The organism is Streptomyces sp. NPDC021225 (genome assembly GCF_044332865.1).
GTDB lineage: Bacteria > Actinomycetota > Actinomycetes > Streptomycetales > Streptomycetaceae > Streptomyces.
On sequence record NZ_JBIRPV010000001.1, the window covers coordinates 1,405,136 to 1,417,691 of the forward strand.

The following is a 12,556-nucleotide window of genomic DNA, read 5'->3' on the forward strand; positions in this document are numbered from 1 at the left end:
CCGGAAGTGCCGTACCCTCGTCCTCAGCCAGGGGGAGACTGGCCCCGGACGATGTTTGAGGGACTCACGTGACAGAGGCGGAGCAGGCCATCGGTACGCCAGAAGCGGGGAAGGCCGAGGAAGGCGCTGTCGCGGGCGCTGACGGCGCGGGGGCCGGGCGCACGCGGCGCGTCGGGGTGCTGCTCGCGGTCGCCGCGCTGGCCTACCTGCTCGACCTGGGCAGCAAGCTGCTGGTGGTCGCCAAGCTGGAGCACCGCGAACCGATCGAGGTGATCGGCACCTGGCTCCAGTTCGAGGTGGTCCGCAACAAGGGCGCGGCCTTCGGCTTCGGCGAGGCCTACACCATCGCCTTCACGGTGATCGCGACCGGCGTCATCGTGGTGATCGCCCGGCTGGCCCGCAAGCTCTACAGCCTGCCCTGGGCAACGGCGCTCGGGCTGCTGCTGGGCGGCGCCTTCGGCAACCTCACCGACCGCATCTTCCGCGCCCCCGGCGGGCTCCAGGGCGCGGTGGTGGACTTCATCGCGCCCCGCCACTACGCGGTCTTCAACCTCGCCGACTCGGCCATCGTCTGCGGCGGCATCCTGATCGTCATCCTGTCCTTCCGCGGCCTGGACCCGGACGGGACCGTCCACAAGGACTGACGTACGAACCGGGGTGCGCGGTCCGGCATACTCGACGGGTGAGTACGATTCCCGAGATCCGCACCCTCCCCGTACCCGACGGCCTCGAAGGCGAGCGTGTCGACGCCGCGATCGCGCGCATGTTCGGCTTCTCTCGGACCAAGGCGGCGGAGCTGGCCGCCGCGGGAAAGGTACAGGTCGACGGCAGCGTCGCGGGCAAGTCCGACCGGGTCTCCGGCGGCGCCTGGCTCGAGGTGGAGATGCCGCAGGCCGCGCCGCCCGTACGGATCGTCGCGGAGCCCGTCGAGGGCATGGAGATCGTGCACGACGACGAGCACGTCGTGGTGATCGACAAGCCGGTCGGGGTCGCCGCGCACCCCAGCCCCGGCTGGACCGGCCCGACCGTGATCGGCGGCCTGGCCGCCGCGGGCTTCCGGATCTCGACCTCCGGGGCGGCCGAGCGGCAGGGCATCGTGCACCGGCTGGACGTCGGCACCTCCGGCCTCATGGTCGTCGCCAAGTCCGAGCGCGCCTACACCCTGCTCAAGCAGCAGTTCCGTGAGCGCACGGTCGACAAGCGCTACCAGGCCCTCGTCCAGGGCCACCCCGACCCGCTGAGCGGCACCATCGACGCGCCGATCGGCCGCCATCCGCAGCACGACTACAAGTGGGCCGTGACCGCCGAGGGCAAGCCCAGCGTCACCCACTACGACCTCATCGAGGCGTTCCGCGCCGCCAGCCTCCTCGACATCAAGCTGGAGACGGGGCGCACCCACCAGATCCGCGTCCACATGGCGGCCCACCGCCACCCGTGCGTCGGCGACCTGACGTACGGCGCCGACCCCACGCTCGCCAAGCGGCTGAAGCTGACCCGGCAGTGGCTGCACGCCGTGCGCCTGGGCTTCGAGCACCCCGGGGGCGTCGGCTGGGTGGAATTCGAGAGCCGCTACCCGGACGACCTCCAGAACGCGCTGGACACCGTGCGCGCGGACAGCGCGTGACCTACCGGATCGAGGTCGTGGCCGCGGACGCCCTCGCGGCCTGCCATGACGTCCGCCGCGAGGTCTTCGTCGTCGAGCAGCGGATTCCGGAGCCGGAGGAGATGGACGAGTACGACGCGCACGCCGTCCACCTCCTGGCCACCGGCCCAGGGGGCCCGGTGGGCACCGTCCGCTTTCTGCACGGGGCGGCCGCGGACAAGAAGTACGGCGGCGCGGGCGTGGACGGCGCCACGACCGCGGTCCTCGGCCGGCTCGCGGTCCTGCGGACCGCGCGCGGCACCGGGCTCGGCGCGGAGCTCGTCCGCGCGGTCGAGGCGGAGGCGCGGCGGCGCGGGCTGGCCGAGGTCTACCTGGAGGCCCAGACCCACGCCCTCGGCTTCTACGAGCGGCTCGGCTACGCCGCGTACGGTCCGGAGTTCGACGAGGGCAGCGGCATCCCGCACCGAGCCATGCGCAGGGCCCTCTAGCCCTGGCGCGTGCCGTCCTTGCTCAGGTCGTCGTCGAGGCGGGTGAGGCGGCGGTCCTCGGACTCGGGCGAGGTCCGGGGCGGCTGGACCGTGGCCGTGGTGATGCGCGGCAGCGCGTACGGATGGTGCTCCCGCAGCCACGTGATCATCTGCTCCCGCACCTCACAGCGCACGGTCCACGCGTCGTCCGCGTCCCGCGCCGTGACCAGCGCCCGCACCACCATCGTGGACGGCGTGGTGTCCGTGACCGCGAGGGTCCAGTCCCGGCCGTCCCACGCCGGGGACATCCGCACGATCTCGCCCAGCTTCACCCGCATCGCCGCGACCGGCGCCGAGTGGTCGAGGTGGAACAGGACCGAGCCGGTCTTCTGCGCCCCGCCGCGCGACCAGTTCTCGAACGGCTTGGCCGTGAAGTACGACACCGGCATGGTGATCCGGCGCTCGTCCCAGGTCCGCACCGACAGGAAGGTCAGCGTGATCTCCTCGACCGTGCCCCACTCGCCGTCCACCACCACCGTGTCGCCGATCCGCACCATGTCGCCGAAGGCGATCTGCAGCCCGGCGAAGAGATTGCCCAGCGTCGACTGCGCGGCGACACCGGCGACGATGCCCAGGATCCCGGCGGAGGCCAGCACGGAGGCGCCCACCGTGCGCATCGCGGGAAACGTCAGCAGCATCGCCGAGGCCGCGACCACCCCGACGACCGCGGTCACCACCCGCTGGATCAGCGTCACCTGGGTGCGCACCCGGCGCACCCGCGCCGGGTCGTGCGCGCTGGCGGCATAGCGGTAGTACGAGGACTCCACCACCGCCGCCGAGACCCGCACCGCGAGCCACGCCGTGGCCGCGATCAGCACCAGCGCCAGGAACTGGGCGACACCCGAGGCGTGCTCCCGGACCACCCGGGCGTGCGTCTGGTCGTACGAGCCGCGCAGCAGCGCCGTGCACACCGTCACCTGGAGCGGAAACCGGCAGCGGCGCAGCAGACCCCACAGCGGCGTCTCCGCGTGGCGGGCGTCGGTGCGCCGCAGCAGGCGGTCGACCGCCCAGCCGACGCTCAGAGTGATGGCGAGCGAGCCGCCGATGACGGCGAGCGGACGCAGTACGTCCTCCATGGACACTTATCCTGATCCTCCCCGTGCGACAAGGAAGTGACGAAGTGACCCGTTCCCCGATCCTGCTTCTCCATTCGATGTACGGGCTGCGGCCCGCCGTGCACGCGGCCGCCGACCGGCTGCGCGCCGCCGGGCACGAGGTGCATGTGCCCGATCTGTTCGAGGGGCGGACGGCCGACAGCGCCGAGGAGGGCATGGCGCTCAAGGAGGAGATCGGCGGGGACGAACTGCTGCGGCGGGCCGTGATCGCCGCCGCTCCGCTGTCGGACCGCGGCGTGGTGTACGCGGGGTTCTCGCTCGGCGGGTCGATCGCCCAGAACCTCGCGCTGGGCGACGAGAAGGCGCGCGGGCTGCTGCTTCTGCACGGCACCTCGGACCTTCCCGACGACGCGGCGACGGACGGCCTGCCGGTGCAGCTGCACGTCGCGGACCCGGACCCCTTCGAGCCGCACGACTGGCTGAACGCGTGGTACCTGCGGATGGGCCGGGCCGGGGCCGATGTGGAGATCTACCGCTACCCGGGCGCCGGGCACGTGTTCACCGACCCGGAGCTGCCGGACTACGACGAGGAGGCCGCCGAGGCCACCTGGAAGGTGGCGCTCGGCTTCCTCTCGGAGGTGGCGGAGGGGTAAGCCCCTGAGCCACGCGCGCCCCTCGGCCCTACTTCTTGAGGTTCTGCTGGACCAGCGGGGTGAACTGGTCCGGGGTGAGCGGGACGCCCCCCTGGTCCGTCGTCAGGATCTTGCCGTTCAGCTTGAAGGTCGGGGTGCCGGTCACGTCCTTGGTGTCGTCGAACGTCTTCGACATGGCCAGCGCCCACCGGTCGTAGGTGCCGTTGGTCACGGCCTTCTCGAAGGTCGTGTTGCCCTTGAGCTCCTTGACCTGCTGGGCGATGGCGATCAGCTTCTGGTCGCTCGCGAAGGCGTCGTCGCTCTCCGTGGGGTGGTTCTTGGCCGAGTAGAGGGCCGACTTGTACTCCAGGAAGGCGTCGGGGCTGACGTTGAGGGCCGCGCCCAGGGCGCTCAGGGCGTTCTTCGAGCCGGACCCGTTGATTTCCTTCTTGTCGTCCAGGAAGGTGCCCATCGTGTACTGCGCCTTGAAGGTGCCGTTCTTGATGTCCTTCGCCAGGGTCGTGCCCGTGTACTGCTCGAACTGGGCGCAGATCGGGCAGCGCATGTCCTCGTAGACATGCAGGGTGTTCTTGGCGCTCTTGTTGCCGATGATCACGGTCGTGCCCTGGGGGCCGGTGGTGTGGGCGGGCTTGACCAGGGCCTTCTTCTCCGCGGCCGTCTTCCACTCCTGGCTGGCGTTTCCGCCGCCGTTCATCTGGGTGACGGCGTAGCCTATGCCGCCCGCTATCGCCAGGATGCCGACGACCGCGCCGCCGACGATCAGCTGGCGGCGCGCCCGGTCCTTCTTGGCCTGGCGCTCGCGCTCGGCGCGCATCCGCTCGCGTGCGGCCTGCTTGTTCTGGTGGTTGTTGCGGTTGCTCATGATGGATCGGTCTCCGTCGTGTGAAGGTCTGCGAAAGGGTGGGAATCGCTGTGCTCAGGCGGTGGCTGAGCACGGCGGACCACGCCGCACGACGGAGTGCACGAGGAGGGGGAGCGCCGGGACCGCACTCGCGGAGCGCTCCGGCCGCGGGGCCGGGTGCCGGGGCGCGAAGGCCGCGGTGACGACCGCGACGGCCAGCAGCAGCGGGCGGAAGGCGAAGGCGGCGAGCGAGGTCAGCAGCCGGGCCACGGCGGCCTCGCCGCGCCGCAGCCAGGCCGCGGCGAGCAGCCCGACCGCGACATGGGCGGCGAGCAGCAGCCAGGGGGTGGCGGAGCCCACGACGGACGTGAGCGCTCCGCTCCCGTCCGGCCCGGTGATCCGGGCCAGCGGGGAGCCGATGCCGCCACTGCCGCACAGGAGGTCCACGCCCAGGGAGCGCAGGGAGCCCGCCACGGGGCCGCCGGAGGGCCCGTAACAGGCGCTCTGGCCGGTGGTGAACACCGTGTCGGCGGCGAGCTCCAGGGGGACCAGGAGGGCGGCGATGCTCCAGTAGCCGCGCTCCCGGCCCGCCAGGGCGTACGCGATCACGAAGACGACGGCGGACAGCACCGCCACGGTCGACAGCGGCAGCGGTGTGCGCGACAGCAGAACGTGGGCGCCCGAGGACAGCGTGACGCACAGCGCTGTGAACAGCGCGGCGCGCAGTGCCCTCAGCAGTGGTCCCGTACCGTCCATAAGCATCGATTGTCACACGGCCGGCTGTAGGGGCGGCGTCAAGATCGTGGGCGGGGATCACTCCCCGCCCGGACCACCTATTGCTTTGAGCAGGGTCCTACAGGCCGGGAATGCGGCCGTTCCGGAAGAGGTCCACGAAGATCTGGTGGTCGGCCCGCGCCCGCGCCCCGTAGGAGTGCGCGAAGTCCACCAGCAACTCCGCGAAGCCGCCCTCGTCCGCCGCGATCACCGCGTCGATGGCCCGCTCGGTGGAGAAGGGCACCAGGGAGTGGCCGCTCTGGTCGTCGGCGGCCGCGTGCATGGTGGCCGTCGCCCGCCCCAGGTCGGCGACGACCGCCGCGATCTCGGCCGGGTCGTCGATGTCGGACCAGTCGAGATCCACCGCGTACGGGGAGACCTCGGCGACCAGCTGCCCCGTGCCGTCCAGCTCGGTCCAGCCCAGCCACGGGTCGGCGTGCGCCTGGAGGGCGCGCTGCGAGATGACCGTGCGGTGGCCCTCGTGGTGGAAGTACGAGCGCACCCGCTCGTCCAGGATGTGCCGGGAGACCGCCGGGGTCTGCGCCTGCTTCATGTAGATCACCACATCGTTCTCGAGGGCGTCGCTGTTGCCCTCCAGGAGGATGTTGTACGAGGGCAGCCCGGCGCTGCCGATGCCGATGCCGCGGCGGCCGACGACGTCCTTGACGCGGTAGGAGTCCGGCCGGGACAGGCTGGACTCGGGCAGCGTCTCCAGATAGCCGTCGAACGAGGCCAGGACCTTGTAGCGGGTCGCCGCGTCCAGCTCGACCGAGCCGCCGCCGGCCGAGAAGCGCCGCTCGAAGTCGCGGATCGAGGTCATCGAGTCCAGCAGCCCGAAACGGGTCAGCGAGCGGGCGTCACGCAGCGCGTCCAGCAGCGGGCCCTCGGCGGTCTCCAGGGTGAACGGCGGCACCTCGTCGTTCTTGGCGCCGACGGCCAGCGCGTGGATACGCTCGCGGTAGGCGGCGGCGTAGATGCGCACCAGCTCGCTGATCTTCTCGTCGCTGAGCGCCTTGGTGTAGCCGATCAGCGCGACAGAGGCCGCGAAGCGCTTCAGGTCCCAGGTGAAGGGGCCGACATACGCCTCGTCGAAGTCGTTCACATTGAAGATCAGACGGCCGTTGGCGTCCATATAGGTGCCGAAGTTCTCGGCGTGGAGGTCACCATGGATCCATACCCGGCCCGTGCGCTCGTCCAGGTAGGGGCCGCCGTCGCGCTCCTGCTCCACATCGGCGTAGAACAGCGAGGCCGTGCCGCGGTAGAACGCGAAGGCCGAGGCGGCCATCTTGCGGAACTTCACACGGAAGGCGGCCGGGTCGGCGGCGAGCAGCTCGCCGAAGGCGGTGTCGAAAACGGCGAGGATGTGCTCGCCGCGCTGTCCCGCCAGGGTCTGCTGGGTCGGCATCGCGGGGCGCCTCCTGGTGTCGTGGAGAAAGTACGTGAGTACGCGAAGAAGAGCATGACGAAGATCGCGAACGGGACGGCCCGTCCGTCCGTCCCAACGCCTGAGGCTACTCGTGGGTGCCCGTCCGCTGTCAGTCCGGAGGGGTAACCTTCGGAGCTGTTCCGCACACCCTTCATCGACCGTTCGCCGGAGGTCTGCCACCGTGACCAAGCCGCCCTTCACGCACCTGCATGTCCACACCCAGTACTCGCTGCTGGACGGTGCGGCGCGGCTCAAGGACATGTTCAACGCCTGCCAGGAAATGGGCATGACGCACATCGCCATGACCGACCATGGCAACCTCCACGGCGCGTACGACTTCTACCAGCAGGCGACCGGCGCGGGCATCACGCCGATCATCGGGATCGAGGCGTATGTCGCCCCCGAGTCGCGGCGCTACAAACGACGGGTCCAGTGGGGTCAGCCGCACCAGAAGCGGGACGACGTCTCCGGCTCCGGCGGTTACACCCACAAGACGATGTGGGCCTCCAACAAGGCCGGTCTGCACAACCTCTTCCGGCTCTCCTCGGACGCCTATATGGAGGGCTATTTCGTCAAGTGGCCCCGGATGGACAAGGAGACCATCGCCCAGTGGTCGGAGGGCCTGATCGCCTCCACGGGCTGCCCGTCCGGCGAGTTGCAGACCCGGCTGCGGCTCGGCCAGTTCGACGAGGCCCTCAAGGCCGCCTCGGAGTACCAGGACATCTTCGGCAAGGACCGGTACTTCCTGGAGCTGATGGACCACGGCATCGAGATCGAGCACCGGGTCCGGGACGGCCTGCTGGAGATCGGCAAGAAGCTCGGCATCCCCCCGCTGGTCACCAACGACTCGCACTACACCTATTCCCGTGAGTCCGTGGCCCATGACGCGCTGCTGTGCGTCCAGACCGGCAAGAACCTCTCCGACCCCGACCGCTTCCGCTTCGACGGCACCGGCTACTACCTGAAGTCGACGGACGAGATGTACGCCATCGACTCCTCCGACGCCTGGCAGGAGGGGTGCCGCAACACCCTGCTGGTCGCCGAGCAGATCGACGCCACCGGGTGGTTCGACAAGCGCGACCTGATGCCGCGCTTCGACGTGCCCGAGGGCTACACGGAGGTCTCCTGGTTCCAGGAGGAGGTCAAGCGCGGCATGGAGCGCCGGTACCCGGCCGGAGTCCCGGATGACCGCCAGAAGCAGGCCGAGTACGAGATGGACGTCATCATCCAGATGGGGTTCCCGGGCTACTTCCTCGTGGTCGCCGACTTCATCATGTGGGCGAAGAACAACGGCATCGCGGTGGGGCCCGGCCGTGGCTCCGCGGCCGGCTCGATCGTCGCGTACGCGATGGGCATCACCGACCTCGACCCGATCGACCACGGCCTGATCTTCGAGCGGTTCCTGAACCCCGAGCGCGTGTCCATGCCCGATGTCGACATCGACTTCGACGAGCGCAGGCGCGGCGAGGTGATCAGGTACGTCACCGAGAAATACGGCGCCGACAAGGTCGCCCAGATCGGCACGTACGGCACCATCAAGGCCAAGAACGCGATCAAGGACTCGGCCCGGGTGCTCGGCTACCCGTACGCGATGGGCGACCGGATCACCAAGGCCATGCCCGCCGATGTGCTCGGCAAGGGCATCCCGCTGTCCGGCATCACCGACGAGAAGCACCCCCGCTACAGCGAGGCGGCCGAGGTGCGCGGGATGTACGAGAACGAGGCGGACGTCAAGAAGGTCATCGACACCGCTCGCGGCATCGAGGGCCTGGTGCGGCAGATGGGTGTGCACGCCGCGGGCGTGATCATGTCCAGCGAGACCGTGACCGAGCATGTGCCGGTCTTCTCGCCGAAGAACGACGGCCAGGTCGTGACCCAGTGGGACTACCCCACCTGTGAGTCGCTCGGCCTGCTGAAGATGGACTTCCTCGGCCTGCGCAACCTGACCATCATGGATGACGCGGTCAAGATGGTGCGCCAGAACAAGGGCGTCGATCTCAAGCTGCTCGAGCTGCCGCTGGACGACCCCAAGACCTATGAGCTGCTGTGCCGGGGTGACACGCTCGGCGTCTTCCAGTTCGACGGCGGCCCCATGCGCTCCCTGCTGCGCATGATGAAGCCCGACAACTTCGAGGACATCTCCGCCGTCTCGGCCCTCTACCGGCCGGGCCCGATGGGCATGAACTCGCACATCAACTACGCGCTGCGGAAGAACGCCCAGCAGGAGATCACCCCGATCCACCCGGAGCTGGAGGAGCCGCTCAAGGAGGTCCTCGGCATCACCTACGGCCTGGTCGTCTACCAGGAGCAGGTGCAGAAGGCCGCCCAGGTGCTCGCGGGCTACTCGCTCGGCCAGGCCGACCTGCTGCGGCGCGCGATGGGCAAGAAGAAGAAGGAGGTCCTCGACAAGGAGTTCGTGCCCTTCCAGAAGGGCTGCCGTGAGCGCGGCTACTCCGACGCGGCCATCCAGGCGGTGTGGGACGTGCTGGTCCCGTTCGCCGGCTACGCCTTCAACAAGGCCCACTCCTCCGCGTACGGCCTGGTCACGTACTGGACCGCGTATCTGAAGGCCAACTACCCCGCCGAGTACATGGCCGCGCTGCTCACCTCGGTGCGCGACGACAAGGACAAGTCGGCGATCTACCTCAACGAGTGCCGGCGCATGGGCATCAAGGTGCTCACGCCGAACGTCAACGAGTCCGAGGCGAACTTCGCCGCCCAGGGTGACGATGTGATCCTCTTCGGTCTCACCGCGGTCCGGAACGTGGGCGCCAACGTCGTCGAGGCGATCATCCGGGGCCGTAAGTCGAAGGGGAAGTACGCCTCCTTCCCGGACTACCTGGACAAGGTCGAGGCGGTCGTGTGCAACAAGCGCACCACCGAATCGCTGATCAAGGCCGGGGCCTTCGACGAGATGGGCCATACCCGCAAGGGGCTGACGGCCCACTACGAGACCATGATCGACAACGTGGTCGCGGTGAAGCGCAAGGAGGCCGAGGGGCAGTTCGACCTCTTCGGCGGGATGGGCGGCGACGACGGCGGGGGCGACGGGCCGGGCTTCGGGCTCGACGTCGAGTTCTCCGACATCGAGTGGGACAAGGCGTATCTGCTGGCCCAGGAGCGCGAGATGCTCGGCCTGTACGTCTCCGACCACCCGCTCTTCGGCATCGAGCACGTCCTCAACGACAAGGCCGACGCCGCCATCGCCCAGCTCACCGGTGGTGAGCATGCCGATGGGGCAGTGGTCACCATCGGCGGCATCATCTCCGGCCTCCAGCGCAAGATGACCAAGCAGGGCAACGCCTGGGCCATCGCCACCGTCGAGGATCTGGCGGGCTCCATCGACTGCATGTTCTTCCCCGCCACCTACCAGCTGGTCTCCACCCAGCTCGTCGAGGACACCGTCGTGTTCGTCAAGGGACGCCTCGACAAGCGCGAGGACGTGCCCCGGCTGGTCGCCATGGAGCTCATGGTCCCCGACCTCTCCGAGGCCGGGGCCAACGCGCCCGTCACGATCACCATCCCCACGGTGAAGGTCACCCCGCCGCTGGTCGAGAAGCTCGGCGAGGTGCTCACCCACCACCGGGGCTCCACCGAGGTGCGGATCAAGCTCCAGGGGGCGCGGAAGACGACGGTCCTCCGGCTCGACCGGCACCGGGTCACCGCCGACCCCGCGCTGTTCGGCGACCTCAAGGTGCTGCTGGGCCCGTCCTGCCTGGCGGGCTGACGGACCATCATTCGCGAGAGGGGCGCGCCCGCACCGGGCGCGCCCCTCAACCGCTTTCCGGCGGCTGTCAATTGTGGCCGAAGCTCTTCTGCCGGTCCTTACGGGCAGTGGCCGAAGGGGCCGCCTGGCCGCCCTCCGACCGCATGGCCTGCGACTGCTCGTCCATCGACGAGTCCTGGGACTGCTCGCCCTGGCGTTCGGCCATCCCGCGGCCCTGCCGCTGCTGCTGTTGCTGCTGCTTGCGGTCGCGGTTCTTGTTCTTAGCCATGGTGCTGTGCCTCCAGTTGGGATCGCCCCCCCAGAGGAAGAGCCCTCCGTGAAGAACACTGGCACGTCCGAGCGAAGGCTGCATTTCGGGCAATTACGGTGAGTGAGAAGGAGGGTCTTCGAGGGTAGGCCGTATCCGCCACGCCAGTGATCCAGTTCGGACTGATAACCCCCGCATCGTCGGGCACACTCCAGATAAGGCCGAACACGCGAATCTGAGGCACGGCTGCGCACGGGGGGCGACAGAGGACTGGACTTCAGGAAAGAGGGTGGAACGTGGACCGCTGCGTCGTCCTGGTGGACGCCGGCTATCTGCTGGGCGCCGCCGCGAGCCTGCTCGCCGGGGAGCCAGCCCGGTCCCGCATCTCAGTCGACCACGCGACCCTCATCCAGGGACTGCGCGAGCGCGCCGAAGCCGAGACCGAGCGACCACTGCTGCGCATCTACTGGTTCGACGGAGCCCCCGACCGCGTCCCCCAGCCCGAGCACCGGCGGCTGCGCGTCATGCCCCGCGTCACCGTCCGGCTGGGCGCCCTGACCCGCAGCGACGGCCGCTGGGCGCAGAAGGGCGTGGACGCCGCCATGCACGCCGAGCTCACCGAGCTGGCCCGCAACCGCGCCTGCTCCGACATCGTGCTCGTCACCGGCGACGGCGACCTGCTGCCCGGCCTGATGTCCGCGAAGGAACACGGCGTGGCCGTCCACCTGTGGGCCGTGCAGGCCGCCGACGGCGACTACAACCAGTCCGAGGACCTCGTCGCCGAGGCCGACGAGCGGCGGGTCCTGGACCGCGCGTGGATCACCCGGGCCGTCCGCGCCAAGGACCTCACCGGGGTCTGCGCGCCCGTCTCCGAGCCCCGGCCGGAGATCGCGGCCATCCTCTCCGCCCCGCTGCCCGAAACCGCCGCGGCGGCCGCCACCGGGGCGGTCGCCGGGGTTCCGGGCGTCCCCGGCGAGCCGGCCCCCGGCCGCAACGGCACCGCGCGGCCCGGCGGCGGGCCCGGCCGCGCCGCGGACGCCCCCGGGCGGCCCGCCGCCGACGCGTCCCCGGCGGGCGGCTCCGACGCCGCCGGCCCCGCCACGGCCACCGACCCGGCGGACGCCACGGATACGGGCTCCGCCCCCGGCGGCAGAGGGGTGCCCACGCCCAAGGACCTCGCGGACCTCGGCCGCGGCCCCGCCGGGAGCCACCCGGGCCCCCACCCGGCCCCCAGCGCCACGCTGCGCTGGTCCTCCGACAAGGGCTGGATCGAGCGCGGCCCGGGCACCGGGCTCGGCGAGCCGCCGGAGACCGCAGGGCTGCCCATGCTGGCCCAGCTCACCAGCCCGGAGCAGCGCTGGGCCGACCGGGAGGAGGACATCACCACCGTCAGCGGCGACCCCTTCGAGGTGGGCCAGGTCTTCGCCCGCCGCTGGATCGAGCGGCTCTCCGCCCCGGGCCACCTCCAGCAGCTCTCCACCGAATACCCCCGCATCCCCCACCGCATCGACGGGGAACTGCTCCGCTACGCCGCGCGCTTCGGGCTGCTCGCCCATAAGGACGACCAGATCGACGAGCACGACCGCTATGCGATCCGGGCGGGGTTCTGGCGCGAGATCGACACCCGCACGGCCGCCGAGCACGCCCCGGCGCCGGACTGAGGCCGGCATCCGGCTGGGGGCGCCCCACCCGGAGGCCGACTG

11 protein-coding genes are annotated in these 12,556 nt (G+C 70.3%); 6 read left to right on the plus strand and 5 right to left on the minus strand.

Annotated elements, in window-relative coordinates; all coding sequences use genetic code 11:
* The first annotated feature begins 68 nt into the window (after positions 1-68).
* The 3 genes from lspA to ACH4S9_RS06460 are packed head-to-tail and all read left to right on the plus strand — an operon-like array spanning position 69 to position 2,091.
* Entirely contained in the window at positions 69-644 is a 576-nt protein-coding gene (lspA, locus tag ACH4S9_RS06450) for a signal peptidase II (protein ID WP_311724753.1), read from the plus strand.
* A 38-nt stretch (positions 645-682) separates the two neighbouring features.
* Positions 683-1,624 (plus strand): RluA family pseudouridine synthase, encoded by a 942-nt coding sequence (locus tag ACH4S9_RS06455; protein ID WP_311724755.1) that lies wholly within the window; start codon positions 683-685, stop codon positions 1,622-1,624.
* Positions 1,621-2,091, plus strand: a complete 471-nt coding sequence (locus ACH4S9_RS06460; protein ID WP_311724757.1) for a GNAT family N-acetyltransferase — start codon at positions 1,621-1,623, stop codon at positions 2,089-2,091. The genes ACH4S9_RS06455 and ACH4S9_RS06460 overlap by 4 nt, the downstream gene beginning before the upstream one ends.
* Here the strand turns inward: ACH4S9_RS06460 and ACH4S9_RS06465 are convergent.
* On the minus strand, positions 2,088-3,206 hold the full coding sequence (locus ACH4S9_RS06465) for a mechanosensitive ion channel family protein (protein ID WP_398370161.1): 1,119 nt from the start codon (positions 3,204-3,206) through the stop codon (positions 2,088-2,090). The genes ACH4S9_RS06460 and ACH4S9_RS06465 overlap by 4 nt on opposite strands.
* A 44-nt stretch (positions 3,207-3,250) precedes the next feature.
* Between ACH4S9_RS06465 and ACH4S9_RS06470 the strand changes: the two genes are divergently transcribed.
* Positions 3,251-3,838 carry a dienelactone hydrolase family protein gene (locus ACH4S9_RS06470; protein ID WP_385350480.1) on the plus strand — a complete coding sequence of 196 codons (588 nt, stop codon included), beginning with the start codon at positions 3,251-3,253 and terminating at the stop codon, positions 3,836-3,838.
* A 28-nt stretch (positions 3,839-3,866) separates the two neighbouring features.
* Here the strand turns inward: ACH4S9_RS06470 and ACH4S9_RS06475 are convergent, their stop codons facing one another.
* The 3 genes from ACH4S9_RS06475 to ACH4S9_RS06485 form a co-directional block, all read right to left on the minus strand.
* Positions 3,867-4,700, minus strand: a complete 834-nt coding sequence (locus tag ACH4S9_RS06475) for a thioredoxin domain-containing protein (protein WP_311724761.1) — start codon at positions 4,698-4,700, stop codon at positions 3,867-3,869.
* Positions 4,701-4,754: 54 nt separating this feature from the next.
* Complete coding sequence (locus ACH4S9_RS06480; protein WP_385350484.1) at positions 4,755-5,435, minus strand: hypothetical protein; 681 nt, start codon at positions 5,433-5,435, stop codon at positions 4,755-4,757.
* A gap of 97 nt (positions 5,436-5,532) precedes the next feature.
* Positions 5,533-6,858, minus strand: coding sequence for a DUF2252 domain-containing protein (locus ACH4S9_RS06485; RefSeq protein WP_385350489.1), 1,326 nt, complete (start codon positions 6,856-6,858; stop codon positions 5,533-5,535).
* A gap of 202 nt (positions 6,859-7,060) precedes the next feature.
* On the opposite strand from ACH4S9_RS06485, the gene dnaE reads away from it, so the two are divergent.
* Positions 7,061-10,606 (plus strand): DNA polymerase III subunit alpha, encoded by a 3,546-nt coding sequence (dnaE, locus tag ACH4S9_RS06490; protein WP_311724764.1) that lies wholly within the window; start codon positions 7,061-7,063, stop codon positions 10,604-10,606.
* A 67-nt stretch (positions 10,607-10,673) separates the two neighbouring features.
* On the opposite strand, the gene ACH4S9_RS06495 is transcribed toward dnaE, so the two are convergent.
* Positions 10,674-10,874, minus strand: coding sequence for a hypothetical protein (locus tag ACH4S9_RS06495; RefSeq protein ID WP_358848612.1), 201 nt, complete (start codon positions 10,872-10,874; stop codon positions 10,674-10,676).
* Between the two features lie 275 nt (positions 10,875-11,149).
* Between ACH4S9_RS06495 and ACH4S9_RS06500 the strand changes: the two genes are divergently transcribed.
* Positions 11,150-12,514: an NYN domain-containing protein gene (locus tag ACH4S9_RS06500; RefSeq protein WP_398370165.1), complete on the plus strand. Its 1,365-nt coding sequence runs from the start codon at positions 11,150-11,152 to the stop codon at positions 12,512-12,514.
* The last annotated feature ends 42 nt before the right edge of the window (positions 12,515-12,556 follow it).